The following is a 25686-nucleotide window of genomic DNA, read 5'->3' on the forward strand; positions in this document are numbered from 1 at the left end:
ATCTGACTTTAGTCAGATATCTGGGGGTGTCAATCGCGCGATCGGATAGTCGCACGCCGCATTGTGAGTTGTGCCCGAGCGGCAGGCCGCTACCATGTGCCATCTGCCGTGCAACACGGGAGAGCCGACAAGCAGGGAGACGACATGAGCGGGCAGGAACGCAAAGCGAAGGGATCGGACCTGTTCGTCGCGGCGTTGGAGAATGAGGGTGTTGACCGCATCTTCGGCATTCCCGGCGAAGAGAATCTCGATCTGGTCGAATCGCTGCGTGCTTCGAGGATCGAGCTGATCCTGACCCGCCACGAGCAGGCCGCGGCCTTCATGGCCGCAACGCACGGGCGGCTGACCGGCAAGCCCGGCGTTTGTCTGTCGACGCTCGGCCCGGGTGCTCTCAATCTGTCGACGGGCGCCGCCTATGCGCATCTCGGTGCCATGCCGATGATCCTGATCACCGGTCAAAAGCCGATCATGAGCAGCCGGCAGGCCCGCTTTCAGATCGTGGACGTGGTGGCGACCATGAAGCCGCTCACGAAACTGTCGCGGCAGATCGTCAGCGCCTCCAGCATCCCGACCGTGGTGCGCGACGCCTTTCGCGTCGCGATGGAGGAGCGGCCCGGGCCGGTGCATCTCGAACTGCCCGAGGACGTTGCCGGGGACGAGGTGCCTGCGGTCCCCGTGATCCCGGTCCATCCGATCGAAATCCCGGTCGCCCATCGCGCCGCGCTCGACCGCGCCGCCGAGATGATCATGGCCGCCAGGCGCCCGCTGGTGATGATGGGCGCTGCGACCAGCCGGCCGCGGTCGACACACGGCATCGCAAGCTTCGTGCGGCGGACCGGCATTCCGTTCTTCACGACTCAGATGGGCAAGGGCACCGTGCCCGGCGGCACCAATCTCTACATGGGCACTGCCGCCTTATCCGAGCGCGACTATGTGCATGATGCCATTGACGCTGCCGACCTGATCGTTGCGATCGGTCACGACCCGATCGAGAAACCGCCCTTCATCATGGGGCCCTCGGGCCCGAAGGTCATTCACGTCAGCTACACGCCGGCGAGCGTCGAGCAGGTCTATTTCCCCGATGCCGAGGTCGTAGGGGACGTCGGCCCGAGCCTGGAGCTGCTGGCGGATCGCCTCGAAGGCAAGCTGCCGCAGGCCGCGGCACTGCTGCCGCTGCGCGAAGAGATCCTGAATCACATCGCCGACCGCGCCACCGAAGCGTGCTGGCCGCCCACGCCGCAGCGCATCGTGCACGACATCCGCCAGGTGATTCCGGAGAACGGCATCGTCGCCCTCGACAACGGCATGTACAAGATCTGGTTTGCGCGCAACTACCGCACCCGCGTCGCCAACACGCTGCTGCTCGACAATGCGCTGGCGACCATGGGCGCCGGCCTGCCGTCGGCGATGATGGCCGCGATGCTCTATCCCGACCGCCGCGTGCTTGCGGTTGCCGGCGACGGCGGCTTCATGATGAACAGCCAGGAGATAGAGACGGCGGTCCGCCTCAAGCTCAACCTGGTCGTGCTGGTGCTGGAGGACAAGGCCTACGGCATGATCCGCTGGAAGCAGGCCGTCGACCGCTTTGCCGATTACGGCATGACGTTTGGCAATCCGGATTTTGCACTATACGCCAAGGCTTATGGCGCCAAGGGTTATCGCATCGAAAGCATCGACAGCTTCGGCACGACGCTCGATGCCGCCTTCAGGGAAGGCGGCGTGCATCTGGTCGTGGTCCCGATCGATTATTCGGAGAACGTGCGGGTGCTGGTCGACGAGTTGCGGGCGCACGAGAAGGCGAAGGCGTGAATTTTGTGCGACGCTCTCACCGTTCGTCATTGCGAGGAGCCCTTGCGACGAAGCAATCCAGACTGTCACCGCGGAAAGATTCTGGATTGCTTCGCTGCGCTCGCAATGACGGAGCCTGTGGCGCACGTCTCGGTTCAACATGACAACCACACTTGTGTTGGGCGTGCCGATCGTCGAAACTCTCCACTACCCAACCAGCCACAGGAATAAAGCATGCCTCGCGTTCGTTGTGTCACCGAGATGGGCATGGGCGTCGACGTCCACGGCAGGGACGCTACCAAGGCGGCCAAGCGCGCCGTCTCCGATGCCATCAGGCATTCCAGCCTCGGCTTCTTCCGGATGATCGGCAAGACCGCGAACGACATGTTCGTGGACGTCACGATCGGCGTGCCGAATCCAGAAGCCGTCGACAAGGAAGCCGTCGCCAAGGAGCTGCCTTACGGCACCGTGACCGTCACCGCGGTCAAGGGCGGGCTGGAGATCCCCTCGGCCACGGAAGTGGCCAACGATCCCATCCTGATCGCCAATGCCGCCGTCATCGTCAGCTTCGACAAGGATTAGGCCGATGTCCGCGAGCGATGAGGCGCTGCTGGATCGCCCGATCTGGAGCGCGTTGACGACGAGCCAGAAGCATCTGGCCGAGGGCGGCCCGCGGGCTCTGCGCTATCCCGTGGACATGACGCCGTTTGCCGATATGGCGGACATGTCCGCGGCAAGTTTTGCGGCGCTCGGCGATCTCATGTCGGGCTCGCAAGTCGCGGTGCTGTTCACGCCCGAGTCCGTCGAAATTCCCGCCGGCTTCAAGGTGCTGCTCGCGGAGCCCGGCGAGCAGTTGATCGGCTCGCCCGCCGACACTTCGCTGCGCGATGCCGAGATCGTCCGCCTCGGCGCGACTGACGTTTCCGCCATGATGGCGCTGACCGAGCTGACCAAGCCCGGGCCGTTCGCGGCGCGGACGCATGAGCTCGGCACCTTTCTCGGCATCCGCGCTCGCGGCGAGCTGGTCGCCATGGCCGGCGAGCGGATGAAGCCCGGCAATTTCACTGAGATGACGGCGGTCTGCGTGCATCCCGATCATCGCGGTCGCGGCTACGCACAGGCGTTGCTCGCCGCCATCGCGCGCCAGATCGAGGCGCGCGGCGAAATTCCGTTCCTGCACGTGTTCGCGAGCAATACGTCTGCCATCGCGCTGTACCAGCGGCAGGGCATGCGGATTCGGCGCCGGCTGCAGGTCACCGTGCTGATGAAGCAGGGATGAGCTGCACCGTGGGCTTCATATCCTGAGAAATCGCGCTATATCGATTCCAACCACAAATCGGGGGGGAGCACATGGACGCCAGAACGACTGATTTTTCCGCCGTACGGACGGCGATGCAGCGCTACGTCGATCAGGAGATCATTCCTGGCGTATCCTGGGCCGTGCTGCGCGGCCGCGAGGTGGTCGATCAGCAATGCGTGGGCTTTGCCGACCGAGAGGCCAACACTGCGCTGCGGCCCGATCATATCTTCTGGGCGTTCTCCAACACCAAGATCTTCGTCACCTGCGCGATCATGCTGCTGGTCGAGCAAGGCCGCATCGGGCTCGATGACGCAGTCGAAAAATTCCTGCCGCAGCTCGGCAATCGCAAGGTGCTGAAGCAGGGCGCTTCGAGCCTTGCCGATGTCGAGCCGGCGAAGAGTCCGATCACGATCCGCCAGCTCCTGACCCACACCTCCGGTCTCAGCTACGGTATCTTCGATCCCGGCACGGTGCTGTTCAATGCTTACAACGAGGCGCGCGTGCTCAATCCGCTAACGCCGCTCAGCGACATGATCGACAGGCTCGCCGACCTGCCGCTGTCCTATCACCCTGGCACGGCCTGGGAATATTCCGTGGCGACCGACGTGCTCGGCCGTGTGGTCGAGGTCGTCTCGGGCCAGCCGCTCGACGCCTTCCTGAAGGCGCGCATCTTCGATTCCCTCGGCATGACCGACACCGGCTTTTATGTCCCCGAGACACAGCAGGGCAGGCTGGTCGCGCTCTACAACGGCGCCGACGTGCTCGACCCCATGAAGCCCGGCCTCACGCGGGCCGACCATCTGCCTTACCCGCAAGCCTATCGGCGGCCGCTGCCGCGGCTCTCGGGCGGCGGCGGTCTGGTCTCGACCTTGCCAGACATGCTCGCGCTGGTGTGTGCGCTGCTGCCCGGGTCCGATGCGTTGCTGAAGCCGGAAACGCTGCGGCAGATGATGACGAACCAGCTGCCCGCAGGCCAGACCATCCGCTTTGCCAATCTCGGCTCGATTCCCGGCAAGGGCTTTGGCCTCGGCGGCGCCGTCACCTTCGCGCCGACACCGTTCGATCCGCCGAACTCGACCGGTGAATTCCAATGGGGCGGCCTGGCCGGGACCCATTGGTGGATCTGTCCGGAAGCCAATACGGCGGGCGTGCTGATGGCCCAGCGCTATATGGGCTTCTGGAATCCGTTCTTCTTCGAGTTCAAGCGCCTGGCCTATCAGGCGGTCGGAGCCTGATCGCAAAAAAATCTTCCGTCAGCGCGAATCCTTCTTGGCCGTCGCGTCCTCTTGTTGGTCGAGGCAATCGGTCTCGGCCCATATCGGAGGATGTGATGGGATTCTATAGGAAGAACATCGGCGGACTGCATCAGGTGGTGCGGGTCGTCCTGGGGATTGCGGTGGCGGCTGCGGCGTTCGTTTATCTTGCCGGCGCGACAGCATGGCTGGTCGCGCTCGGTGGCGCCGGCTTCGCGCTGACCGGTCTCGTCGGTTATTGTCCGATGTGCGCGATAGCGGGCATCGGCAAGGGAGGGGTGTCGTGAGCGCGGCGGCGATCTCGCCAAACCTGTTCGAGGCCGCGCGGCTCGGCGATGCCGAGGCGATTGCGCGTCTGCTCGAGACGACGCAGCCGGACATCCGTCGCTATGCGCGGGCGACCTGCCGCAGCTCGGCGGACGCCGAGGATGCGACGCAGGAGGCGCTGTGGATCCTGTTCCGCCACGTCGGCACGATCCGTTCGCTGCTGGCGTTGTCGGCCTGGCTGTTCAGCGTGGTCCGGCGCGAATGCCTGCGGCTCGCGCGCCGGGCCGGCGTTGTGCCGGCGGTCGATGGCGCCGAGGCGGGGGCCGCACTGCTGTTGCGCCCTGAGGCCGATCTGCGGCTCGACGTCGCCGCGGCGTTCGAGGCGCTGCCGCCGCACTATCGCGATGTCGCGCTGATGCGCGACGTCAAGGAGATGACGATCGAAGAGATTGCCGCCGCGCTCGGCGCGAGCAGGCAGACCGTGAAGGCGCGGCTGCATCGCGCCCGCGCGTTAATGCGCGAATATCTGACGAGATGAGAGGCGACCGGATTCAAAGAAAGAAAATGGAGTGACGTGGGCGGGAGACGTCGCCTCCCGCCCACGGCTTCGCTTTAGTCCTTCCACGGATCGAACTCGCCTTCGCCGGCCATGGCGACGGCGAACGGCCGTAGCGTGTGCAGCACGCGCACGGTGCCGGCGTGCTGGGCCAGCACGTCCGGCAGGCGGCGATAGGCCATCGGGCTCTCGTCGAGGTCGGCACCGATCAAGGTGACGCCGCGCTCGTTCAGCCAACGGTCCATCTCCTCGCGCGAGAAGCGCCGCTTCGCCTCACGTCGTCCGAACAGGCGGCCGGCGCCGTGCACGGTCGAGTAGAGCGAGGCCTTGGCTTCCGGGCTGTCGACGCCTTCGAGGATGACGGCGTCGTCGCCCATCGAGCCGCCGACGAACCCCTTCTGGCCGGGAAACGCCGGCGTCGCGCCCTTGCGCACCACCCACAAATCCTTGCCGTCGTGGGTCTCACGCCAGGCATAGTTGTGGTGGTTGTGCACGCTCTCGGTGACGCTGCCGCCGATGATCTGGCGGACGCGCTCGACGACCCACTCGCGGCCTGCATAGGCATAGCGCCCGGCGAGCTGCATCGCCGCGATGTAGCGGCGGCCGAGCTCGCTGTCCTCGTCGACTACGGCGGGCGGGACGTTCATGCCGTCCTTGCCGCCGGCGGCCTTGAGGTAGCGCGTCGCGGAGGTATGCCCGAGGCCGCGGCTTCCGAAGTGGACGCCGATCCAGACGAAGCCTTCCTCGTCGCGCATGAGGTCAACATAGTGGTTGCCCGATCCGACCGTGCCGAGCTGCTTCACGGCCTTCTGACGGTAGTCCTCCATGTCGCTTTCGCGCCAGGCCTCGCCGTCGTCGAACAGGTCGTGCTCGGCCCGTTCCGCGTTGGCACGGCCGACGCCGAACGAGATCACCTTGGCGACGTCGCGGATGATCGTGGGAGCGATCCCCGCGATGTCGTCGAAGCGCGTGTCGAGCCGAGCCGCCATGTTGCCGCAGCCAATGTCGAAGCCGACGCCGGAGATGCTGATCTGCTTCTCATAGGCGATCACCCCGCCGACCGGCTGCGCATAGCCCAGATGGCCGTCGGCGCAGATCACGCCGGAGACGACATTGCCGATGGCCATGCAATTGCGCATCTGCGCGATCGTCGCCTCCTCATGCGGGCCGAACACCTTCAGCGGCGCATTCTGGAAACGGGCGTCCTGCGTCCGGAACGCGGCAATCGAGCTCGCGGTCGCATTGGCCTCGCGGGCAAGATGCTCCTTGCGCGCGGCGTCCTTGTACAGGCACCAGGCCGGCTGGCCGCGTCCTTCGCCGACGCGCGAGTCGGGATCGACACCGGCGGCGAGGCAGAGCTCGCGGGCGCGTTCCATGTAGGGATCGGGTCGTCGCATGGTCGTAGATCCTTGTCATTCCGCGCGCACCATAACGGGACGGGCGGATCATTTCAGAGATTTCGCTGGCCCCGGGCGCATCTCGCGTCCGGGGCCATTGTCGTTGCGCATCAGTTCAACGCCGTCTCCGACGCCGCGATCCACGCGACCACGGCTTCGGAGAAGCCGTTGACGCGGGTCCAGGCGCCGTGACCGACACCGTGCTGATACGAGGCCACGTTGACCATGGTGCCGCGCGCCTTGGGCTCGGGCACCTGGTCGTGACTCTGCTCGTCGGTGAAGACGATGAGGCGATCGCCCTTGCGGTCGATCTCCGTCACCGCCTTGCCGAGATAGGTTCCGCCATGCGGCTGCGAGTTGATGATCGCATCCCGCAGCGCGAAACCGCGGCGGGGAGGGACCTTCACGACCTCGTTGGAGAAGGTGAAGATCTCGACCTCGTCGCAGATCTCGCGGGCGAGAATGGCAAGGCCACACGCCGCCTCCGCGCGCGTCATTTCCGACTGCGCGGAGAGCGTTGCGAACATCGAGCCGGACACGTCGATCAGGAGCCGGGTGCGGCCCGGAAGCCGCACATGGTCCTTGATCGACTTGAGCATCGCAGCCTCGAGCTCGGGCTCGAAGTCCGGCGCATAGCGCGCCGCCGTGATGAAGCGATAGGGCAGGATACGATCCGTCCGCATCGCCTCGATCGCGCCTGCGATGCTCTCGCGCGGGACCTGCGCGTTCTGCATCAGGCGCAGATTGCGCAGTAGCGCCAGGCCGCCGAGCTTTCGCTCGGCGATCAGCCGCTCGAAGGTCTCGCGCTTGTTCTTGCCGGCCGAGAGCGAAACCTCCCAGGTGTCGGGGGAGGCGAGCTCGCCATCGACGAGCTGCTTCCACACCTTCGCCTGATCGGCGTCTTTCGGCTTGGCGTGCACCAGGAACAGAACGTCCCTGATCCGCACCGCGCCGTCGCGGTCCCACTTGGCGAGCTGATAGGCGTCGAACTTGGTCAGCGCGCGGGCAAGACCCTTCTTCACCTGTGCCGAGACCGGCTGGCGCTTGCGCTGCTGCATCGGCCCCAGCGCATCCGCCCAGTAGATCGCGAGCAGCTCCGTCATCTCGTCGGGACGCTGGATCACCTGGGCGAGCGTGTCGGCAACGAGGGTGCGGTGCCTCTCGTTCCGCGCCATCTCGCGGATGACGAGGAGCGGTGCGTGCCGCAGCTTCATCACCTCGCGCGCCTCGATCGCAAGCTGCGCAACGCGCTCCGGCGCGACCTTGGGTACGAGGGCCTTGATGCGGTCGGCGATCGCAACGCCGTCCTCGTAGAACTGGTCCTCCCACAGGAGGCAGTTCATCAGCGCGCGCTTCAGCTCCATCTCGGGCGTGAAGCGAATTGCGCGTGCGCCCTCCCGCGTGAAGGCGCGAACGATCTTGTTGAGCCTGACCATGATGGCCTCCTCTTGGGTTGATGGGGATGGAAACGGTGCCGGGGAACAGGCGAGGCTGTACTGCCCTTGCGGGCAAGTCACATGCTCTACCGCTGAGCTACGGACTTTCGTCCGGAAGGAGTCGAACCTTCGACATTGCGATCCGAAGTAACAGCGCTCCTCACCACCGGCGGTGGCTAGGGGACACGATCCGGGAACGGGCGATTGCTGTACCCGACGAGCCGAAGCTCGCCGGAAAGCGCTCTATCCTCTGAGCTACCGGTGCATGGGACACCGGGCGGGATTCGAACCCGCGACCTCTCGCGTTGCAGGCGAAGTAACAGAAATCTTCACCACGGATCGTGATGGGGTTGGCGGGGAACGATCGATGCTGTTGCTGCCCTTGCGGGCGATCCGCCTTTCGGCGCGCAGGGTTCGAACCTGCTCGGCGCTTTCCCGCCTTTACCACGAAGTAACAGACATCTTCACCACCGCCAGGCCAGTGCTTTCGCATCGGCCATTGATGGGTACGCTGGGGAACGGGCGATATCGGCTTTCAGTGACAACAACACAGTCTCTGTCCCGAACGGACAGATCCTGCGCCGGGCCGCGTGCAAGCCTTTTCCGAGGCCGCATCCCGGTGCGTGTGTCAAAGGCGGGAGGCATACCCGCTGTGCCGTGTGGAGAAGTATCCGACATCTTCACCACCAGCGTCGGTTGAGCCGCGATCCCTCACGGCAAACCGAGTTACAAAAATTCGATCGCGGCGCTGTCGACGCGCCGCACATTGCGAACCCACTGGGTTCGCTCTGCCATCGGTGTCCGGCTCATCGCCTCGTTCCCTCCGGCAGGCCCCGCGCACTTGGGCACGCGCCTCTCCAGCGCGAGCCCCGAGATCCGGGTCTCTCGTTCCGGCCATTGCCGGGATGTTCGGTGGGGCCGCGCGGCGGGCAACAAAAAACCCTCCGGAGCGGCAGGCTCGGGAGGGTCCGTGAGAAGCGGACTGTCGATCTTGCGGTCAGGCAAGATCGCTCCCATGAGCCGGGCATGCGCAATCGAACAGCTTTGGGCTATTCGGGGTGCGGATAATTCTTTCGTAGCGGTACGACATCGCTCGGTTCATGGTGTCTGTCGCAAACGGAAGTGCTTGCGAGGGCGCGGGACATACGCCCGCAACTTGCGGATGTCAAGCGAGACGCGCGAGGAAACTGAAATTGACGGACGCATGACTTGCAAAAACTATCTGGGGCTCGACGGATTTCGCTTCGGCTGGGTCGCAGCGTGGATTGACGAGCGCGGCGATCAAGGCTTCGATTATTCGCCAAGCCTGATGCGTCTGCTCGCAATCCCGCACGCCCGCGCGATGATCGACATGCCGATCGGACTGAACGCGAGCGGCTACCGCGCCTGCGATTTGCGCGCACGCGAACTGATCGGCCCAGCCGTGTTTCTCGGCGCGCGCCGCGACCTCTGGGCGTTCCACGACATGGCGGCGGCCAATCGCCATTACTGGAAGCACGAAGGCGAGGGCAGGGGCGTGTCGGCGCAGCTCTGGAATATCAGGGACAAGATGAGGGAGGTCGACGAGGCCATGACGCCGGCGCGGCAGGCGACGATCGGCGAAGCGCATCCGGAATTGATCTTCTGGAATCTGGCAGGACGCGTGCGGCTCGAACCGAAGACCTCGCCGCGGGGCCGCGAGCAGCGTATCGCGCTTTTGAGGGGCCGCGGCTTCACTGAAGTCGAGAGATGGCTCACGCTTCGCCACGGCACCGGGATCGGTCGCGACGATCTCATCGACGCCTGTGCCTGCGCCGTCGCAGCGCGCGACAGCACGCAATCCGTTGGTGACGGCACGGCCGATACGCGCGGACTACGGATGGAGATCAACTTCTGAAGGCGATCAGCCCTCGACTTCGCCTTCGAGATGACCGCGGCTGTTGGGGCCTGGATATGAGCCGCCCTCGTCGCCCAGTCTCGCTGCTCGCGCTTGGTACTCGTCGGCCATCGCCCGCAACCGCTGCGCCGCTTTGCTGTGCGTAAGATCGTTCGCGACGCGGCGACAGCGTTCGGCGTGGTCGAGCAGGGCGCGTTTCTCGATGTTCATTGAGCGACAACGCGCGAGGGGGCCATTGGTCCCTTTGAGAGCCGCCGGAACAGAGCGATGCCGTCGCAGCAGGATCGGGAAAAAGTAGCAATATTTGGTTGCCGTCTGGAACGTGGCGCCTGAGCCGACGTTCTACGCCAGAGGCTGTCGAGGGATATAGAACACCATGTACGACGTGTGCCAATTGGCGACCGCGATGCTCGCGGTTGCCTTTACGGCCCTGCTGCTGATCACGGGTCAATGGTTCATCGAGTCGAGGCTGCAGATCGAGTCGAGGCTGCAGTATGAAGCAATGCCCCCGTTCGTGGCGATGGCGACACTGCCGCCCTAGCACAGCCGGAAGTGACTTGCGCGGTGCGGTACCTTGCCTAGATTGAGCACGCCTCAGTCCATGCACCCAGAGTCCCGATGTCCGATATGTCCTCCATTCCTGTCCCCAACTGGGACCGTCTGTCAGTCTTTCCGATCACCAGGCGCTGGCCACCCAAGCATCCGGAATTACTTCAGCTCTATTCGCTGCCGACGCCGAACGGCGTCAAGGTTTCGATCATGCTGGAGGAGATCGAGCTTCCTTACGAAGCGCATCTGGTCGACTTCGGCAAGGACGACCAGAAGACGCCCGAATTCCTCTCGCTCAATCCCAACGGTAAGATTCCGGCGATCCTCGATCCCAACGGTCCCCGCGACAGGAAACCATTGGCGCTGTTCGAGTCCGGGGCGATCCTGCAATATCTCGCGGAGAAGACCGGCAAGCTGCTGCCGCAGGATGCCGCGCGGCGTTATCAGACGCTGCAATGGCTGCACTTCCAGATGGGCAGCGTCGGGCCGATGTTCGGTCAGGTCGGCTTCTTCCACAAATTCGCCGGCAAGGATTACGAGGACAAGCGGCCTCGTGACCGCTACGTCGCCGAAGCCAAGCGCCTGCTCGGCGTGATGGATACGCATCTGGCCGGCCGGCAATGGTTCATGGATGACGACTACACCATTGCAGACATCTCCATGCTCGGCTGGGTGCGCAATCTCATCGGCTTTTATGGTGCCGGCGATCTCGTCGAATTCGCCCAGTTTAAGGCGGTCGGCGCCTGGCTCGAACGCGGCCTCGCGCGTCCCGCGGTGCAGCGCGGATTGAACATTCCGGCAAGGCCCTGACAAGGCCCTGAGGCTAGAACAGCCGTCCGCCGTTCGGCACCGGCTTGCTCGGCTGCACCAGCACCACCTTGCCGTCGGCATCGGGGAAGCCGAGCGTCAGCACCTCGGAGACGACCGGGCCGATCTGGCGCGGTGGGAAATTGACGACGGCCGCGACCTGTTGGCCCACGAGACTTTCGAGCGGGTGGTTGTCGATGATCTGGGCCGAGCTCTTGCGCACGCCGATGGCGGGGCCGAAATCGATCCACAGCCGCCAGGCTGGCTTGCGCGCTTCCGGAAACGGTTTGGCGTCGACGATGGTGCCGACACGGACGTCGACCGCGAGGAATGTGTCGAAGTCGATGGTCGGTGCGGCCGCCGCTGCGGGATCGTGGGTGACGTGCATGGGATGTCCGTTCGGTGGGGTGACGCGTCTCGCGACATTGTCGCGCGACGCGGAGTTTCGTACAACGCCACGCACATCACCGCTACGCCATGCGCGAGGACCGTCTTGCCCACCATCATCTACGGCATCAAGAACTGCGACACCATGAAGAAGGCCCGCGCCTGGCTCAATGGCCATGGCGTGGCTTACGCGTTTCACGACTACAAGGCGGCGGGTGTCGAGAAGGACAGGCTGAAGCAGTGGAGCGACAAGGTCGGTTGGGAGACCCTGCTCAATCGCGCCGGGACGACCTTCAAGAAGCTGCCCGACTCCGACAAGGAAGGCCTCACCGAGAAGAAGGCGCTGGCCTTGATGCTAGCGCAACCATCGATGATCAAGCGGCCGGTGCTCGAAATCGGCGGCAAGCTGTTGGTCGGCTTCAAGCCGGATATCTATGCCAAGGAGGTCGGCGGCAAGGCGCGCTGACGGCTAGTTCAGCTCAATGATCTCGTTGGAGATGGCGCGGCCCGGCTGGTCCGAGAACTCGACCGGATCGGCGGGTGCGATGCGGCCGGGGGCGCGATGAAACAGCTCGCGATCGATCACGGCCCGCAGCTTCGGGCGCGGCAGCGCGTCATTTCCGCGCATCAGATTCTTGATCTCGAAGCCGCCGTCCTCGCAGAAGGTCTTTACTGACGCGATGACGTGGCTGACCCTGCCGTCGGTCAGGAACGGCAGCAGCAGCCGCTCATACGCGACGATTCGGCCATAGGCGTCGTCGACGTCGGCAACGCTGTAGATCGGAAGGCCGCGCGCGACGCATTCATGATAGATCGGCATCACGTATGGTGCGAGCCGCGGCCCGACGTAATCATCGAGCGAAACGCCCTTGCCGGTATGCCCATAGGCGCGCGAGATGCGCGTGCCTTCGCTCTGGATGACCAGACGCGGCGTCGGCGTCGAAAGCTCCACCGTATAATAGATGAGATCCGACAGCTCCTCCTCGAGCCGCGCGGGCTGATACTCCCAGATCGCGGGAGCGATCTGCTGGCGCGCATAAAGTCGCAGCCACGTGTTGAGGAGATCACGCTGGCGGATCGACTTGACGACGGAGGGAGCGGCGCTTGCAAAATCCAAGACAATATTCTCCGCGCGTGAAAACCCTGGGATGATCGGGCTTGCGGGAAAATTTTCGATGAAGGCTGGCGCGGGAGACGAAAGACCGTTAACGACGGCTTGATGGCCGGTGCCTTGCGAACCGGAAAGGCCGGGCAGGCACGACATCGACCTCTGCGACTAAGGGAGCATTTGTACCCCGGCCGGAGGCCTGACCTGCTCAGCTTTCCGCCTTGCCTAACCCCCGTCACCTCCGGCATATTCCGCGCCCGGAGGCGGCGCCCCGGTGGGCTGCAAGTCCTCCGGACAGCCGAAGCAACAAGGACAGCCACGCGCCGCGCGCGGGCAGGGGGAAAACTGTTTGGCCGATGAGTTCATTCTCGAAACGGAAGGCTTGACCAAGGAGTTCGCGGGCTTCTTCGCCGTCCGCGACGTTGCGCTCAAGGTTCGCCGTGGGAGCATTCATGCGTTGATCGGCCCGAACGGGGCCGGCAAGACGACCTGCTTCAATCTTCTGACCAAGTTCCTCAAGCCGTCGGCCGGGAAAATCCTGTACAAAGGGCAGGACATCACCGCGATGGCGCCGGCGGATGTGGCCCGCATGGGGCTGGTCCGTTCGTTCCAGATTTCGGCGGTGTTTCCCCATCTCACCGCGCTCGAGAACGTCCGTGTCGCGCTGCAGCGCCAGCATGGCTCTTCGTTCGATTTCTGGCGCTCCAAGTCGGTGCTCAACCGCTTCAACGACCGCGCGCGCGAGCTGTTGAACGATGTCGGCCTCAACGAGTTTGCCAACACGCCGGCAGTCGAGATGCCCTATGGGCGCAAGCGTGCACTTGAGATTGCGACCACGCTGGCGCTCGACCCGGAGATGATGCTGCTCGACGAGCCGATGGCCGGCATGGGCCACGAGGACATCGACAAGATCGCGGCGCTGATCAAGCGCATCTCCGCGAAATACACCATCCTGATGGTCGAGCATAACTTAAGCGTCGTGGCCAACCTCTCCGATATCATCACCGTGCTGACGCGCGGGCAGGTGCTCGCGCAAGGCCACTACTCCGAGCTCACCAAGGACGAGCGCGTCAAGGAAGCTTACCTGGGAGCCGGTCATGCCTGATACAGCGATCGCCGAGGCTCCGGCCAGGGCTGCGACTGGCGGGAACATCCTGCAAGTCCGCAACTTGGAAGCCTGGTACGGCGAGTCTCACATCCTGCACGGGATCAACTTCGACGTGAACGCGGGCGAGGTCGTCACCCTGCTCGGGCGCAACGGCGCCGGCAAGACGACGACGCTGAAGTCGATCATGGGCATCATCGGCAAGCGCACCGGCTCGGTGAAGTTCAACAACCAGGAGATCATCCGCGCGACCTCCGACAAGATCGCGCGCATGGGCGTCGCCTTCTGTCCGGAAGAGCGGGGCATATTCTCCAGCCTCGACGTCCGCGAGAATTTGATGCTGCCGCCGGTTGTCCGCGAAGGCGGTTTGCCGCTCGACCAGATCTTCGAGCTGTTCCCGAACCTGAAGGAGCGGCTGAACAGCCAGGGCACCAAGCTGTCGGGCGGCGAGCAGCAGATGCTGGCGATCGCGCGCATCCTACGCACCGGCGCGAGCTTCCTGATGCTGGACGAGCCGACCGAGGGTCTTGCACCCGTCATCATCCAGCAGATCGGCCATACCATTGCGCGGCTCAAGAAGGAGGGCTTCACGATCCTCCTGGTCGAGCAGAACTTCCGCTTCGCTTCCACCGTCGCCGACCGCTATTACGTAGTCGAGCACGGCAAGATCATTGACGGGTTTTCCAATTCGGAGCTTGCCGCCAACATGGACAAGCTCCACACCTATCTCGGTGTGTAGCCGAGCAGGCCGGACGATCGAGAGTAACTATCAAAGGAATATTGGGAGGTCGGATTATGAAGCACAGCATTTCGGCAATGTTGCTCGGGACGGCCCTGGCGCTCGGCGCGGCAGGCGGCGCGGTCGCGCAGGACAAGAACATCAAGATCGGCGTGCTGACCGACAATTCAGGACTTTATGCCGATCTCGGTGGCGCCGGCTCGACCGTCGCCGCACAGATGGCGATCGAGGATTCCGGGCTCGCTGCCAAGGGCTGGAAGCTCGACCTGATCTCCGCCGACCATCAGAACAAGCCCGACATCGGCTCCACGATTGCTCGGCAATGGATCGACGTCGAGAAGGTCGACATCTTCATGGATGTCCTGAACTCCGGCGTTGCGCTGGCGGTGAACAATATCGTCAAAGAGAAGAATTCCATCCTGATCAACACAGGTGCGGCGACGTCGGATCTCACCAACGCGCAATGCTCGCCGAATACGGTCCACTGGGTCTATGATACCTATATGCTGGCCAACAGTACCGGGCAGGCGCTGGTGAAGGCGGGCGGCGACACCTGGTATTTTCTCACCGCGGACTACGCCTTTGGCCATGCCCTCGAGCGCGACACCGCCGCGGTGGTGGTGAAGTCGGGCGGCAAGGTGATCGGCAACGTCAAGCATCCCCTGAATACCGCTGACTTCTCGTCCTTCCTGCTTCAGGCGCAGGCCTCCAAAGCCAAGATCATCGGCATGGCGAATGCCGGCGGCGACACCACCAACACCATCAAGCAGGCGTCCGAGTTCGGCATCGTCTCGGGCGGCCAGAAGCTTGCGGGTCTGCTGCTCTTCATCACCGACGTGCACTCGCTCGGTCTGAAGGTGGCGCAGGGCTTGAATTTCACCGAGACCTTCTATTGGGACATGAACGACGGCACGCGCGCCTTCTCCAAACGCTTTTCCGAGCGGATGAAGAACAAGGCGATGCCCTCGATGGTGCAGGCCGGCGTCTATTCGGGCCTGCTGCACTACTTCAAGGCGCTGGAGGCGATGGGCGGCAATCCGCATGACGGGGCCAAGGTGGTCGCCAAGATGAAGGAGATGCCGACCGACGATGCGTTGTTCGGCAAGGGAACGATCCGTGCGGACGGTCGCAAGCTGCATCCGGCCTATCTGTTCGAGGTCAAGAAGCCCGAGGAATCCAAGGGCCCCTGGGACTATTACAAGCTGATCGGCACGACCCCCGGCGACCTGGCCTTCCGGCCGCTGTCGGAAAGCGCCTGTCCGCTGGTGAAGAAGTAACGGTGAACGATGCGGGCCGGCGCGCAACGGCGCCGGCCTGTCTTTGAGGAATAGAAGGGACCGGGTGCGGGATCGATGCAGGCTCTCTACGCTCAGCTACTGGTGGGACTGATCAACGGCTCGTTCTACGCGCTGCTCAGTCTCGGGCTTGCCGTCATCTTCGGCATGCTCAACATCATCAATTTCGCCCACGGCGCGCTCTACATGATGGGCGCCTTCGTCGCCTATTTCCTGTTGAACCTTGGTGGCATCAATTATTGGTGGGCGCTGCTGCTGGCGCCGATCATCGTCGGCATCTTCGGCATGATCCTGGAACGGACCATGCTGCAATGGCTAACCGGGCTCGATCATCTCTACGGCCTGCTCCTGACCTTCGGCATCGCGCTGATCGTGCAGGGCGTGTTCCAGAACTATTTCGGCTCCTCGGGCCTGCCTTACGCCATTCCCGAGCAGCTCAGGGGCGGCATGAATCTCGGCTTCATGTTCCTGCCGATCTACCGCGGCTGGGTCGTCGTGTTCTCGCTGGCGGTGTGCCTTGCGACCTGGTTTCTCATCGAGAAGACGCAGCTCGGCGCCTACCTGCGCGCCGCCACTGAAAATCCGACGCTGGTGCGTGCCTTCGGCATCAACGTGCCGCGCATGATCACGCTCACTTACGGTCTCGGCGTCGGCCTTGCCGCGCTTGCCGGCGTGCTCTCGGCGCCGATCAACCAGGTGCGGCCGCTGATGGGTGCCGACCTCATCATCGTCGTGTTCGCGGTGGTGGTGATCGGCGGCATGGGCTCGATCATGGGCTCCATCATCACCGGCTTTGCGCTCGGCGTGATCGAGGGCCTGACCAAGTATTTCTACCCCGAGGCCTCCAACACCGTCGTGTTCGTGCTGATGGTGCTGGTGCTGCTGGTGAAGCCGACGGGATTGACGGGAAGGGCGGCCTGAGATGACAACCCTGACGGACGACACGCTTCCTGTGACCCCGCGCGCAATGCGCGACGAGATGATTGTATTCGCAGTGATGGCGCTGCTGCTCGCAGCGGTGCCGTTCACGGGCGTCTATCCGTTCTTCGTGATGCAGGCGCTGTGCTTTGCGCTGCTCGCCTGCGCCTTCAATCTGCTGGTCGGCTATGGCGGCTTGCTGTCGTTCGGCCACGCGATGTTTCTGGGCACGGCCGGCTATTGCAGCGCGCATGCGCTGAAGGTCTGGGCGCTGCCGCCCGAGCTCGGCATTCTCGTCGGCGTCGCCGCGGCGTTCGTGCTCTCGATCGTCACCGGCTACATCTCGATCCGACGCCAGGGCATCTATTTCTCGATGATCACGCTGGCGCTGTCGCAGCTCCTGTACTTCATCTATCTCCAGGCCCCGTTCACCCATGGTGAGGACGGCATCCAGGGCATCCCGCAGGGACGCATGTTCGGCGTGCTCGATCTGTCCAAGCCGACGGTGCTGTACTATGTCGTGCTGGTCGGCTTCCTCGCCGGCTTCCTCCTGATCTTCCGCATCATCAACTCGCCGTTCGGCGAGGTGCTGAAATCGATCCGCGAGAACGAGCAGCGCGCGATCTCGCTCGGCTACCGCACCGACCAATACAAGTTCCTGGCCTTCGTGCTGTCGGGGACGCTCGCCGGACTTGCCGGTGCGCTGAAGGTGTTCGTGGCGCAGAACGCTTCGCTCACCGACGTGCACTGGACGATGTCGGGCGAGGTCGTGCTGATGACGCTGGTCGGCGGGCTCGGCACCGTTTTCGGTCCCGTGGTCGGCGCCTTCGTGATCATCGCCATGCAGCAATATCTGGCCGGCTTCGGCCAGTGGGTGACGGTGATCCAAGGCGCGATCTTCGTGGTCTGCGTGCTCACCTTCCGCCGCGGCGTCGTCGGCGAAATCGCGCATTACTTCCGGCGATCGCTCTAAGTAACTGGTATTGCATCAGTTTCATTGATGCATGAAAGCGGTGGATGATCCGGCTCCGCGGGCGTGAGGCGACACGCGCGCGGATCGAAAATGGTCTATGACAGTTTTGTGACAGCCCTTGCGGGCCTGACCATTTTCCAACCGGTAGTTTGTCCCCATGATGCGATGGTTTCGTGCGTTCCTGCCCAGGGAAGAGCGGTTCTTCGACCTGTTCGACCGCCATGCCCAGACCGTGATCCAGGGCGCGGTCGCGCTCCAGGGCATGCTCAACGGGGGCGAGGAGACGCCGGTCTATTGCCAGCGCGTCAACCAGTTCGAGAACGACGCCGACAATATCACCCGCGAGGTGCTGACGGCGGTGCGCCGCACCTTCATCACCCCGTTCGACCGCGGCGACATCAAGAACCTGATCACGTCGCTGGACGATGCCATCGACCAGATGCAGCAGACGGCCAAGGCCGTGATGCTGTTCGAGGTGCGCAGTTTCGAGCCGCCGATGCGCGAGATCGGCGGACTCTTGATCGAATGCGCCAATCTGGTCGGCCGTGCGCTGCCGCTGATGCAGGAGATCGGCAAGAACGTCGCCATGCTGACCGCGATCACCGAGGAGCTCGGCAAGCTCGAGGGCCGTGTCGACGATCTCCACGACATCGGCCTGAAGGAGCTGTTCCTCAAGCATCGCGACGGCAATGCGATGGACTTCATCGTAGGCGTCGAGATTTACGACCATCTCGAGAAGGTCGCCGACCGCTTCGACGACGTCGCCAACGAGATCAACAGCATCGTCATCGAGCAAGTGTAGGGCAGGGCCGCCGTGGATGCTGCGTTGGCTTTTCCCGTCCTGGTCGGCCTGATCGCCGTCGCGCTGCTGTTCGATTTCCTGAACGGCCTGCACGACGCCGCCAATTCGATCGCGACCATCGTTTCGACCCGCGTGCTGCGACCGCAATTCGCGGTGTTCTGGGCCGCGTTCTTCAATTTCATCGCCTTCCTGGTGTTCGGGCTGCACGTCGCCCAGACCATCGGCACCGGCATCATCGATCCTGCGGTCGTCGACGCCCAGGTGATCTTCGCAGCCCTCGTCGGCGCCATCGTCTGGAACCTCGTGACCTGGGCGCTCGGCATTCCATCGTCGTCGTCGCACGCGCTGATCGGCGGGCTCGTCGGCGGCGGCTTGGCCAAGGCCGGTATTTCGGCCGCGGTGTGGAGCGGCCTGTCCAAGACCGTGCTGGCGATCGTGCTGTCGCCGCTGGTTGGCTTCCTGCTCGCAATGGCGCTGGTTGCGATCGTGTCCTGGGCCTCGGTGCGCTCGACGCCGTTCGCGGTCGACCGCGCCTTCCGCATCCTGCAATTCGTCTCCGCTTCGCTCTATTCGCTCGGCCATGGCGGCAACGACGCGCAGAAGACCATGGGCATCATCGCGGTGTTGCTCTATTCGCAGGGCCATCTCGGCAGCGAGTTCTCGGTGCCGTTCTGGGTGGTGCTGTCGTGCCAGGCGGCGATGGCGCTGGGCACGCTGATGGGCGGCTGGCGCATCGTCCGCACCATGGGCCTGCGCATCACGAAATTGACCCCGATGCAGGGCTTTTGCGCCGAGACCGGGGGCGCGGTGACTCTGTTCATGGCGACCTACCTCGGGGTTCCTGTCTCGACCACCCACACCATCACCGGCGCCATCGTCGGCGTCGGCGCCGCCCGCCGCGTCTCGGCCGTGCGCTGGAACGTCGCAAGCTCCATCGTCTATGCCTGGGTGATCACGATCCCGGCCTCAGGCATCGTGGCCGCGCTGACCTGGTGGGTGGTCCAGCTCGTCAAGTGACGAGCTTCAGTCCGATGATGCCGGCGACGATCAGGCCGATGCTGGCGAGGCGGAAGGCCGTCGCCGGCTCGCCGAACAGAACCATGCCGAGCGTCGCGGTGCCGACCGCGCCGATGCCGGTCCAGACCGCATAGGCGGTTCCGACGGGCAGGGATTTGAGCGCAAATCCGAGCAGGATGACGCTGCCGGCCATGGCCGCGAGCGTGACCGCGGACGGGACAAGCTTGCTAAAGCCCTCGGTGTATTTCAGGCCGATGGCCCAGGTGATCTCGAGGAGACCGGCGACGAACAGGATGCTCCAGGCCATGACGACCCTCCATTCAAGGCAGGGTCGTCCCCGCGGCTGGTGTGCTGATGGGCAGGGAGGTCGTCCTCCCAAAAGGGGGATATGGGGCTGGCCGGAAACCTTCGCAATCACCAAATGAGGCTTGATCAGGCCCGTTTTCCCTGCCACACGCTCCCGCCATGTCCGACATCGCCGCCACCACAGCCGAATCGCCGGCCCGTTCCCCGCTTGCCGCCGAGGTGGCGAGGCGGCGGACCTTTGCGATCATCTCCCATCCCGACGCCGGCAAGACCACGCTGACCGAAAAGCTGCTGCTGTTCGGCGGCGCCATCAACCTCGCCGGCCAGGTCAAGGCCAAGGGCGAGCGGCGCAACACGCGTTCGGACTGGATGAAGATCGAGCGCGAACGCGGCATCTCGGTGGTGACCTCGGTGATGACCTTCGAGTTCGAAGGCCTCGTCTTCAACCTGCTGGACACGCCGGGCCACGAGGACTTTTCGGAAGATACCTATCGCACGCTGACGGCGGTCGATTCCGCCGTGATGGTGATCGACGCGGCCAAGGGTATCGAGGCGCGCACCCGAAAGCTGTTCGAGGTGTGCCGTCTGCGCGACATCCCGATCATCACCTTCATCAACAAGATGGACCGCGAGAGCCGCGACGTGTTCGAGCTGCTCGACGAGATCGAGAAGACGCTGGCGCTCGACACCACGCCGATGACCTGGCCGGTCGGCCGCGGCCGCGACTTCCTCGGCACCTATGACGTCGTCAATGGCGGCGTGCGCCTGCTCGAAGGCGGTGGCGCCAAGACCGGCGCGGCGCTCGAGATCGAGATCGAAGAGCTCGCCAAGCTCAACGCCAATCTCGATGTCTCCGCCGTGAAGGACGAGCTCGAGCTCGTCACCGAGGCGTCGAAGCCGTTCGAGCTGGACGCGTTCCGCGAGGGACATCTGACGCCGGTCTATTTCGGCAGCGCGCTACGTAATTTCGGCGTCGGAGACCTCCTGGAGGGCCTCGGCAAGTTTGCGCCCGAGCCGCGCGCGCAGGACAGCGACCAGCGCAAGGTCGAGGCCACCGATCCGCGCATGAGCGCCTTCGTGTTCAAGATCCAGGCCAACATGGATCCCAACCACCGCGACCGCATCGCGTTTGCGCGCCTGTGCTCGGGCAAGCTCAGCCGCGGCATGAAGGCCAAGCTCGTGCGCACCGGCAAGAGCATGCCGCTGTCGAGCCCGCAATTCTTCTTCGCGCAGGACCGCTCGGTCGCGGACGAAGCCTTCGCCGGCGACGTCGTCGGCATTCCCAACCACGGCACGCTGCGCATCGGCGATACGCTGACCGAGGGCGAGGATTTCAACTTCGTCGGCGTGCCGAGCTTCGCGCCGGAAATCGTCCGCCGTGTCCGTCTCACCGACGCGATGAAGGCGAAGAAGCTGAAGGAAGCGCTGCAGCAGATGTCGGAAGAGGGCGTGGTGCAGGTGTTCCGCCCCCGCGACGGCGCCCCGGCGCTGGTCGGCGTGGTCGGCGCGCTGCAGCTCGACGTGCTCAAGGCCCGGCTCGAGGCGGAATATTCGCTGCCGGTCGAGTTCGAGGTCAGCGAGTTCCAGCTGGCGCGCTGGGTCTCCTCGGAGGACCGCAAGAAGCTCGACAGCTTCATCGCCGCGAACAATTCGAGCATTGCCGACGATGTCGATGGCGATCCCGTCTATCTCGCCCGGAACGAGTTCTACCTCGGCTACACCCGGGAGCGTGCCGAGGGCATCGAGTTCAGCAACGTCAAGGATGTCAAGAAGAAGGGGTAATGTTTCCCAGACCTTTTCCGTGAAGCAGGACAGCGAGGTCGACGGTCATGAGGCGGCGCGAATTCATCATGCTCGTTGCAGGCGCGGCGGCCTATCCGCTGAGCACATCCGCGCAGGGGAATGTGCGGCGGATCGGTGTGTTGGCGGGAGGCAGGTCGAGCGATCCGGAGAGCCAGGCCGGCTACCAGAAACTGAGACAGCGTCTGGGCGAGCTCGGTTGGGAACAGGAGCGCAACATCCATATCGAGTATCGCTGGTGGGCCGGCGATCCGAATGTCGCCGATGCCCAGGCGGCGGAGCTCGTGAAGTGGGGGCCGGATGTGCTTCTGGCAATCGGCACTCCCTCTGTGGAAGCCCTGAGGCGACGCGCGCCGACCTTGCCGATCATCTTCACGGTCGTTGCCGATCCCGTGGGTGCCAGTTTCGTCCAAAGTCTGGGCAAGCCGGGCGGAAATATCACGGGGTTCACGACCTTCGAGCCTGAAATGGCGGGCAAGTGGCTGCAATTGCTCAAGCAGGCGGCACCCGCGATACGGAGGGTTGCCGCAATCTTCAATCCGCGAACGGCGCCCATGATCTTGATGCCGTCCGTGAAGGCGGCCATTCCGGCAGTCCAGCTCCAGCTCGTTCCGGCGCCGGCGCACAACGCCGCCGAGCTCGAACAGGCGATCTCCCGCTTTGCAGAGCAGCCAGACGGCGGGCTGCTGATCTTTCCCGACGCATTTCCACTCGTTCATCGGCAATTGATTCTGAACTTGGCGGCCGCGCATCGTCTGCCGGCGATGTATCCGTTCCCGTCCTTCGTCACGGACGGCGGGCTGATGTCTTACGGAGTCTCGATCACGCAGCTCGTCGGTCGCTCGGCGGATTATGTCGACCGCGTCTTGAGAGGAACCCGTCCCGCAGACTTGCCAGTCCAACAACCGAATGAATTCCAGTTCCTGCTCAATCTCAAGACAGCCAATGCGTTGGGGCTGAATTTACCGCCCACGCTGGTGGCGCAAGCGGATCAGATTGTCGAGTGAAGCGAACCATCGCGGCCAGCCTTGAAGCTTTCATAGCCGTCGCCACCTGTTGCAAATGCCATTGCGGTCCCGGTACATGTGGCGCTGCATTCTTGTTCTTGCCTTGCTGGCAATGACCTCGATCGCCGCCGACGCGCAGCGACGCCAGATCAATCCGATTCCGTTCGCGCACGAGCCTTGCAGCGTGCTCGACGGCGAGCCCTGCACGCCATCCTATTGCAGCCCGCTCGAGCCCGGCCCCTGTATTCCCGAGATCGACTACCCTTACGGCCAGAACCTCCAGCTCACGATCGAGAGCGTGCCTGCCGAGGCCGACCGCGCCAAATACCGGAAGCCCGATCACGATCTCGACACGATCGGCGACCTCTTCGCCGCGCTGCGCAGCTGCTGGTCGCCGCCATCGGACCATGCGCGCGCAGGCATGCAGATGTCGGTACGCTTCAGCTTCAACAAGACCGGCGGCCTGATCGGCCCGCCGCGCCTCACATACGCGACTGCGGGCGTGCCGGCGGACACCCGGACGACCTATCTGAACGCCATCAATGCATCGCTGAAGGCCTGTCTGCCGCTGAAATTGACCAGCGGGCTCGGCGGGGCGTTGGCCGGGCGGCCCATCGCGATCCGTTATGTCGACAATCGGGAGCTCGGCAAATAGCGCGCGAGTTGCGAGCATCGGCCGATCGATGATACTTCAGTGGCGGGGGCTGCTTTGCGGGGAGGATGTCGTGGGTCTGCTGGTCATGATCCTGGGGCTGGTGCTGTTTTTTGCATCCCATATTTTCACAACCAGACGGAAGGCCCGCGCGCAGGCGATCGCGAGGCTGGGCGAGGGGACTTACAAGCTCCTCTATTCGGCGGTCTCACTCGCGGGGCTGGCGCTGATCATCTGGGGCTATGCCCACTACCGCAGCTCCGGCTGGATCGACGTCTGGTATCCGCCGAAGGCGATGAAGCACATCGCGTTGGCCTTGATGCTGCCTGCAGTCATCCTCGTGGTGGCGTCCTACATGCGTGGCCGCATCTATGCGACGTTGAAGCATCCGATGCTGGCCGGCATCAAGCTGTGGGCGGCGGCGCATCTGCTCGCCAATGGCGATCTCGGCTCCATCGTCCTGTTCGGCTCGTTCCTCGCCTGGGCGGTCTATGACCGCATCTCGCTGAAAGCTCGCACCGACGCCGGTGCCCCGCCGATTCCGGTCGGCGGCCCCACCAACGATCTGATCGCGGTCGCGGTGGGCGTGGTCGCCTATCTGGCCCTGGCCTTCGCCTTCCATCCGGTGGTGATCGGTGTGCCCGTGATCGGGGTCTAGCCGATCGGCGCAAGACGGGGCTCGCCTGACCGTGCGGGGAAGATAACGAGAGCAACAAGCCGAGGGCATCCCATGGACTGGTCGCAATCTCAGATCCCGCCGATGCGGCTCGAGTCGCGTTTTGGCGAGCGGGTGGTGCCGGCATTTTGCGATCGGCCATCGAGCCTCTGGGCGATGATCGCGGAGGCGCGCGGCCGCAATGCCGATGGCGAAGCCTTGATCTGCGGCAATGTCCGTCTGAGCTGGCGGCAGGCAGCGGAGCAGGCGGCACGGATCGCTGCGGGATTGCGTAAGCTCGGATTGCAGCGTGGCGATCGCGTCGCCATCCTGCTCGGCAACCGCATCGAGTTTCCGCTGCTGCTGTTTGCCGCGGCACATGAGGGGCTGGTGACCGTGCTGCTCAGCACGCGCCAGCAGAAGCCGGAGATCGCCTATGTGCTCGCCGATTGCGGCGCGAAGATCCTGATCCACGAGGCCTCGATCGCCGAGCGACTGCCCGACGCAAAGGACGTGCCCGATGTGATCCGTCGCATTGCCATCGATGACGATGCCGCGCGGTCGAGCTTCTCTTCGCTCGCCGAAAACGCTCCGGCATCGGCACCGATCGAGGTGAGCGAAGAGGACACCGCGATGATCCTCTACACCTCCGGCACCACGGGCAAGCCGAAGGGCGCGATGCTGGCCCATTGCAACATCGTCCATTCCTCGATGGTGTTCGTATCCTGCCTGCAATTGACGGAAGCCGATCGCTCGATCGCAGCTGTGCCGCTCGGCCATGTCACCGGAGTCGTCGCCAACATCACGACGATGATCCGCTGCGGCGGGACGCTGATCATCATGCCCGAGTTCAAGGCCGCCGATTACCTCAAGCTCGCCTCGCGCGAGCGCGTCACCTACACGGTGATGGTGCCGGCGATGTACAATCTCTGCCTGCTCCAGCCCGATTTCGATGGCTATGATCTCTCGAGCTGGCGCATCGGCGGTTTCGGCGGCGCGCCGATGCCGGTCGCCACCATCGAGAAGCTCAAGGCGAAGATTCCGGGCCTGAAGCTGATGAACTGCTACGGCGCGACCGAGACGACCTCGCCCTCGACCATCATGCCGGGCGAGCTGACCGAGCGCCATATCGACAGCGTCGGCCTGCCGTGTCCCGGCGCGCGTATCGCTGTGATGGGCCCGGACGGGCGCGAGCTGCCTCCCGGCGAGATCGGCGAGCTCTGGATCCAGAGCGCCTCCGTGATCAAGGGCTACTGGAATAACCCGAAGGCCACCGCCGAAAGCTTTACGGGCGGATTCTGGCATTCAGGTGATCTCGGCTCGGTCGATGCGGAAGGCTTCGTTCGCGTGTTCGACCGGCAGAAGGACATGATCAATCGCGGCGGCCTGAAGATCTATTCGGCCGAGGTCGAATCCGTGCTGGCCGGCCATCCCGCCGTGGTCGAGAGCGCGATCATTGCCAGGCCTTGCCCGGTGCTGGGCGAGCGCGTCCACGCCGTGGTGGTGACGCGACAGCCGGTAACCGATACGGACCTGCGCGCCTGGTGCGCCGAGCGCCTGTCCGACTACAAGGTTCCCGAAACCATGGCGATCACGGCAGACCCGCTGCCGCGCAACGCCAACGGCAAGGTGCTGAAGCGCCAGCTGCGGGAGCTGCTGGGAGCTTGAGCCGGGCAGGGGCATCCGGGATGTC

Annotated in this window: 28 protein-coding genes and 1 tRNA gene; 22 read left to right on the top strand and 7 right to left on the bottom strand. The window is 64.2% G+C overall.

Annotated features, from left to right (window positions below; genetic code table 11):
- The first annotated feature begins 144 nt into the window (after nucleotides 1–144).
- From GA0061099_RS15415 to GA0061099_RS15440, 6 genes are all read left to right on the top strand, one after another.
- Entirely contained in the window at nucleotides 145–1809 is a 1665-nt protein-coding gene (locus GA0061099_RS15415; protein WP_036022603.1) for an acetolactate synthase large subunit, read from the top strand.
- A 213-nt stretch (nucleotides 1810–2022) separates the two neighbouring features.
- Nucleotides 2023–2370, top strand: a complete 348-nt coding sequence (locus tag GA0061099_RS15420; protein WP_036000921.1) for a Lin0512 family protein — start codon at nucleotides 2023–2025, stop codon at nucleotides 2368–2370.
- Between the two features lie 4 nt (nucleotides 2371–2374).
- Nucleotides 2375–3067 carry a GNAT family N-acetyltransferase gene (locus GA0061099_RS15425; RefSeq protein WP_036022604.1) on the top strand — a complete coding sequence of 231 codons (693 nt, stop codon included), beginning with the start codon at nucleotides 2375–2377 and terminating at the stop codon, nucleotides 3065–3067.
- 71 nt (nucleotides 3068–3138) lie between these two features.
- The gene (locus GA0061099_RS15430; protein WP_141697611.1) at nucleotides 3139–4323 is read left to right on the top strand and encodes a serine hydrolase domain-containing protein; all 1185 of its coding nucleotides are present in this window, start codon (nucleotides 3139–3141) and stop codon (nucleotides 4321–4323) included.
- Nucleotides 4324–4418: 95 nt separating this feature from the next.
- Nucleotides 4419–4628, top strand: coding sequence for a YgaP family membrane protein (locus GA0061099_RS15435; protein ID WP_036022623.1), 210 nt, complete (start codon nucleotides 4419–4421; stop codon nucleotides 4626–4628).
- A complete protein-coding gene (locus tag GA0061099_RS15440; protein ID WP_036022625.1) occupies nucleotides 4625–5146 on the top strand; it encodes an RNA polymerase sigma factor in 522 nt (173 codons plus the stop codon). The genes GA0061099_RS15435 and GA0061099_RS15440 overlap by 4 nt, the downstream gene beginning before the upstream one ends.
- 74 nt (nucleotides 5147–5220) lie before the next feature.
- Here the strand turns inward: GA0061099_RS15440 and GA0061099_RS15445 are convergent, their stop codons facing one another.
- The 3 genes from GA0061099_RS15445 to GA0061099_RS41145 all read right to left on the bottom strand — a co-directional run bounded on the left by GA0061099_RS15445 (nucleotide 5221) and on the right by GA0061099_RS41145 (nucleotide 8259).
- Nucleotides 5221–6561 carry an RtcB family protein gene (locus GA0061099_RS15445; protein ID WP_036022627.1) on the bottom strand — a complete coding sequence of 447 codons (1341 nt, stop codon included), beginning with the start codon at nucleotides 6559–6561 and terminating at the stop codon, nucleotides 5221–5223.
- Between the two features lie 110 nt (nucleotides 6562–6671).
- Nucleotides 6672–7997 carry a TROVE domain-containing protein gene (locus tag GA0061099_RS15450; protein WP_036022630.1) on the bottom strand — a complete coding sequence of 442 codons (1326 nt, stop codon included), beginning with the start codon at nucleotides 7995–7997 and terminating at the stop codon, nucleotides 6672–6674.
- Between the two features lie 106 nt (nucleotides 7998–8103).
- Nucleotides 8104–8259, bottom strand: a tRNA-Arg gene (locus GA0061099_RS41145).
- 942 nt (nucleotides 8260–9201) lie between these two features.
- Between GA0061099_RS41145 and GA0061099_RS15460 the strand changes: the two genes are divergently transcribed.
- Nucleotides 9202–9873, top strand: a complete 672-nt coding sequence (locus GA0061099_RS15460) for a DUF429 domain-containing protein (protein WP_036022636.1) — start codon at nucleotides 9202–9204, stop codon at nucleotides 9871–9873.
- A gap of 6 nt (nucleotides 9874–9879) precedes the next feature.
- Here GA0061099_RS15460 and GA0061099_RS15465 read toward each other — a convergent pair whose 3' ends face one another.
- A complete protein-coding gene (locus tag GA0061099_RS15465) occupies nucleotides 9880–10083 on the bottom strand; it encodes a hypothetical protein (RefSeq protein ID WP_036022634.1) in 204 nt (67 codons plus the stop codon).
- A gap of 166 nt (nucleotides 10084–10249) precedes the next feature.
- On the opposite strand from GA0061099_RS15465, the gene GA0061099_RS41150 reads away from it, so the two are divergent.
- Both GA0061099_RS41150 and GA0061099_RS15470 read left to right on the top strand, forming a co-directional pair.
- Nucleotides 10250–10414, top strand: a complete 165-nt coding sequence (locus tag GA0061099_RS41150) for a hypothetical protein (RefSeq protein WP_167361654.1) — start codon at nucleotides 10250–10252, stop codon at nucleotides 10412–10414.
- Between the two features lie 86 nt (nucleotides 10415–10500).
- A complete protein-coding gene (locus GA0061099_RS15470; RefSeq protein ID WP_036022638.1) occupies nucleotides 10501–11232 on the top strand; it encodes a glutathione S-transferase N-terminal domain-containing protein in 732 nt (243 codons plus the stop codon).
- 13 nt (nucleotides 11233–11245) lie between these two features.
- Here the strand turns inward: GA0061099_RS15470 and GA0061099_RS15475 are convergent, their stop codons facing one another.
- The gene (locus GA0061099_RS15475) at nucleotides 11246–11617 is read right to left on the bottom strand and encodes a tRNA-binding protein (RefSeq protein ID WP_074447872.1); all 372 of its coding nucleotides are present in this window, start codon (nucleotides 11615–11617) and stop codon (nucleotides 11246–11248) included.
- A 105-nt stretch (nucleotides 11618–11722) separates the two neighbouring features.
- On the opposite strand from GA0061099_RS15475, the gene GA0061099_RS15480 reads away from it, so the two are divergent.
- Nucleotides 11723–12082 carry an ArsC family reductase gene (locus GA0061099_RS15480; RefSeq protein WP_036022641.1) on the top strand — a complete coding sequence of 120 codons (360 nt, stop codon included), beginning with the start codon at nucleotides 11723–11725 and terminating at the stop codon, nucleotides 12080–12082.
- Nucleotides 12083–12085: 3 nt separating this feature from the next.
- Here GA0061099_RS15480 and GA0061099_RS15485 read toward each other — a convergent pair whose 3' ends face one another.
- Nucleotides 12086–12733: a hypothetical protein gene (locus GA0061099_RS15485; RefSeq protein WP_167361655.1), complete on the bottom strand. Its 648-nt coding sequence runs from the start codon at nucleotides 12731–12733 to the stop codon at nucleotides 12086–12088.
- A gap of 340 nt (nucleotides 12734–13073) precedes the next feature.
- Between GA0061099_RS15485 and GA0061099_RS15490 the strand changes: the two genes are divergently transcribed.
- The 7 genes from GA0061099_RS15490 to GA0061099_RS15520 all read left to right on the top strand — a co-directional run bounded on the left by GA0061099_RS15490 (nucleotide 13074) and on the right by GA0061099_RS15520 (nucleotide 19573).
- Entirely contained in the window at nucleotides 13074–13829 is a 756-nt protein-coding gene (locus GA0061099_RS15490) for an ABC transporter ATP-binding protein (RefSeq protein WP_018317619.1), read from the top strand.
- Nucleotides 13822–14568 carry an ABC transporter ATP-binding protein gene (locus GA0061099_RS15495; RefSeq protein WP_036022650.1) on the top strand — a complete coding sequence of 249 codons (747 nt, stop codon included), beginning with the start codon at nucleotides 13822–13824 and terminating at the stop codon, nucleotides 14566–14568. The genes GA0061099_RS15490 and GA0061099_RS15495 overlap by 8 nt, the downstream gene beginning before the upstream one ends.
- 56 nt (nucleotides 14569–14624) lie before the next feature.
- Complete coding sequence (locus GA0061099_RS15500; RefSeq protein ID WP_036000846.1) at nucleotides 14625–15845, top strand: ABC transporter substrate-binding protein; 1221 nt, start codon at nucleotides 14625–14627, stop codon at nucleotides 15843–15845.
- Nucleotides 15846–15920: 75 nt separating this feature from the next.
- Nucleotides 15921–16784, top strand: coding sequence for a branched-chain amino acid ABC transporter permease (locus GA0061099_RS15505; RefSeq protein ID WP_036022653.1), 864 nt, complete (start codon nucleotides 15921–15923; stop codon nucleotides 16782–16784).
- Between the two features lies 1 nt (nucleotide 16785).
- A complete protein-coding gene (locus GA0061099_RS15510; RefSeq protein WP_036022655.1) occupies nucleotides 16786–17754 on the top strand; it encodes a branched-chain amino acid ABC transporter permease in 969 nt (322 codons plus the stop codon).
- Between the two features lie 157 nt (nucleotides 17755–17911).
- Entirely contained in the window at nucleotides 17912–18556 is a 645-nt protein-coding gene (locus tag GA0061099_RS15515) for a DUF47 domain-containing protein (protein WP_036000836.1), read from the top strand.
- Between the two features lie 12 nt (nucleotides 18557–18568).
- On the top strand, nucleotides 18569–19573 hold the full coding sequence (locus tag GA0061099_RS15520) for an inorganic phosphate transporter (protein ID WP_036022657.1): 1005 nt from the start codon (nucleotides 18569–18571) through the stop codon (nucleotides 19571–19573).
- Here GA0061099_RS15520 and sugE read toward each other — a convergent pair.
- Nucleotides 19566–19880 carry a quaternary ammonium compound efflux SMR transporter SugE gene (gene sugE / locus GA0061099_RS15525; RefSeq protein ID WP_036022660.1) on the bottom strand — a complete coding sequence of 105 codons (315 nt, stop codon included), beginning with the start codon at nucleotides 19878–19880 and terminating at the stop codon, nucleotides 19566–19568. The two genes, GA0061099_RS15520 and sugE, sit on opposite strands and share 8 nt — an antisense overlap.
- Nucleotides 19881–20038: 158 nt before the next feature.
- Between sugE and GA0061099_RS15530 the strand changes: the two genes are divergently transcribed.
- The 5 genes from GA0061099_RS15530 to GA0061099_RS15550 all read left to right on the top strand — a co-directional run bounded on the left by GA0061099_RS15530 (nucleotide 20039) and on the right by GA0061099_RS15550 (nucleotide 25661).
- Nucleotides 20039–21661, top strand: a complete 1623-nt coding sequence (locus tag GA0061099_RS15530) for a peptide chain release factor 3 (RefSeq protein ID WP_036022662.1) — start codon at nucleotides 20039–20041, stop codon at nucleotides 21659–21661.
- Nucleotides 21662–21708: 47 nt separating this feature from the next.
- Nucleotides 21709–22686: an ABC transporter substrate-binding protein gene (locus tag GA0061099_RS15535; protein WP_036022665.1), complete on the top strand. Its 978-nt coding sequence runs from the start codon at nucleotides 21709–21711 to the stop codon at nucleotides 22684–22686.
- A gap of 76 nt (nucleotides 22687–22762) precedes the next feature.
- On the top strand, nucleotides 22763–23341 hold the full coding sequence (locus GA0061099_RS15540) for a hypothetical protein (RefSeq protein WP_036022667.1): 579 nt from the start codon (nucleotides 22763–22765) through the stop codon (nucleotides 23339–23341).
- Nucleotides 23342–23411: 70 nt separating this feature from the next.
- A complete protein-coding gene (locus GA0061099_RS15545) occupies nucleotides 23412–23996 on the top strand; it encodes an NnrU family protein (protein ID WP_036022669.1) in 585 nt (194 codons plus the stop codon).
- Nucleotides 23997–24068: 72 nt separating this feature from the next.
- Complete coding sequence (locus GA0061099_RS15550) at nucleotides 24069–25661, top strand: class I adenylate-forming enzyme family protein (protein WP_036022673.1); 1593 nt, start codon at nucleotides 24069–24071, stop codon at nucleotides 25659–25661.
- Nucleotides 25662–25686 lie beyond the last annotated feature (25 nt).

It is taken from the genome of Bradyrhizobium yuanmingense, from assembly GCF_900094575.1.
Lineage (GTDB): Bacteria > Pseudomonadota > Alphaproteobacteria > Rhizobiales > Xanthobacteraceae > Bradyrhizobium > Bradyrhizobium yuanmingense.

Coding starts and splice junctions, on each gene's coding strand:
- GA0061099_RS15415 (WP_036022603.1), top strand. CDS start 145: ATGAGCGGGCAGGAACGCAAAGCGAAGGGATCGGACCTGTTCGTCGCG.
- GA0061099_RS15420 (WP_036000921.1), top strand. CDS start 2,023: ATGCCTCGCGTTCGTTGTGTCACCGAGATGGGCATGGGCGTCGACGTC.
- GA0061099_RS15425 (WP_036022604.1), top strand. CDS start 2,375: ATGTCCGCGAGCGATGAGGCGCTGCTGGATCGCCCGATCTGGAGCGCG.
- GA0061099_RS15430 (WP_141697611.1), top strand. CDS start 3,139: ATGGACGCCAGAACGACTGATTTTTCCGCCGTACGGACGGCGATGCAG.
- GA0061099_RS15435 (WP_036022623.1), top strand. CDS start 4,419: ATGGGATTCTATAGGAAGAACATCGGCGGACTGCATCAGGTGGTGCGG.
- GA0061099_RS15445 (WP_036022627.1), bottom strand. CDS start 6,561: ATGCGACGACCCGATCCCTACATGGAACGCGCCCGCGAGCTCTGCCTC.
- GA0061099_RS15450 (WP_036022630.1), bottom strand. CDS start 7,997: ATGGTCAGGCTCAACAAGATCGTTCGCGCCTTCACGCGGGAGGGCGCA.
- GA0061099_RS15460 (WP_036022636.1), top strand. CDS start 9,202: ATGACTTGCAAAAACTATCTGGGGCTCGACGGATTTCGCTTCGGCTGG.
- GA0061099_RS15465 (WP_036022634.1), bottom strand. CDS start 10,083: ATGAACATCGAGAAACGCGCCCTGCTCGACCACGCCGAACGCTGTCGC.
- GA0061099_RS41150 (WP_167361654.1), top strand. CDS start 10,250: ATGTACGACGTGTGCCAATTGGCGACCGCGATGCTCGCGGTTGCCTTT.
- GA0061099_RS15470 (WP_036022638.1), top strand. CDS start 10,501: ATGTCCTCCATTCCTGTCCCCAACTGGGACCGTCTGTCAGTCTTTCCG.
- GA0061099_RS15475 (WP_074447872.1), bottom strand. CDS start 11,617: ATGCACGTCACCCACGATCCCGCAGCGGCGGCCGCACCGACCATCGAC.
- GA0061099_RS15495 (WP_036022650.1), top strand. CDS start 13,822: ATGCCTGATACAGCGATCGCCGAGGCTCCGGCCAGGGCTGCGACTGGC.
- GA0061099_RS15500 (WP_036000846.1), top strand. CDS start 14,625: ATGAAGCACAGCATTTCGGCAATGTTGCTCGGGACGGCCCTGGCGCTC.
- GA0061099_RS15505 (WP_036022653.1), top strand. CDS start 15,921: ATGCAGGCTCTCTACGCTCAGCTACTGGTGGGACTGATCAACGGCTCG.
- GA0061099_RS15510 (WP_036022655.1), top strand. CDS start 16,786: ATGACAACCCTGACGGACGACACGCTTCCTGTGACCCCGCGCGCAATG.
- GA0061099_RS15515 (WP_036000836.1), top strand. CDS start 17,912: ATGATGCGATGGTTTCGTGCGTTCCTGCCCAGGGAAGAGCGGTTCTTC.
- sugE (WP_036022660.1), bottom strand. CDS start 19,880: ATGGCCTGGAGCATCCTGTTCGTCGCCGGTCTCCTCGAGATCACCTGG.
- GA0061099_RS15530 (WP_036022662.1), top strand. CDS start 20,039: ATGTCCGACATCGCCGCCACCACAGCCGAATCGCCGGCCCGTTCCCCG.
- GA0061099_RS15535 (WP_036022665.1), top strand. CDS start 21,709: ATGAGGCGGCGCGAATTCATCATGCTCGTTGCAGGCGCGGCGGCCTAT.
- GA0061099_RS15540 (WP_036022667.1), top strand. CDS start 22,763: ATGTGGCGCTGCATTCTTGTTCTTGCCTTGCTGGCAATGACCTCGATC.
- GA0061099_RS15550 (WP_036022673.1), top strand. CDS start 24,069: ATGGACTGGTCGCAATCTCAGATCCCGCCGATGCGGCTCGAGTCGCGT.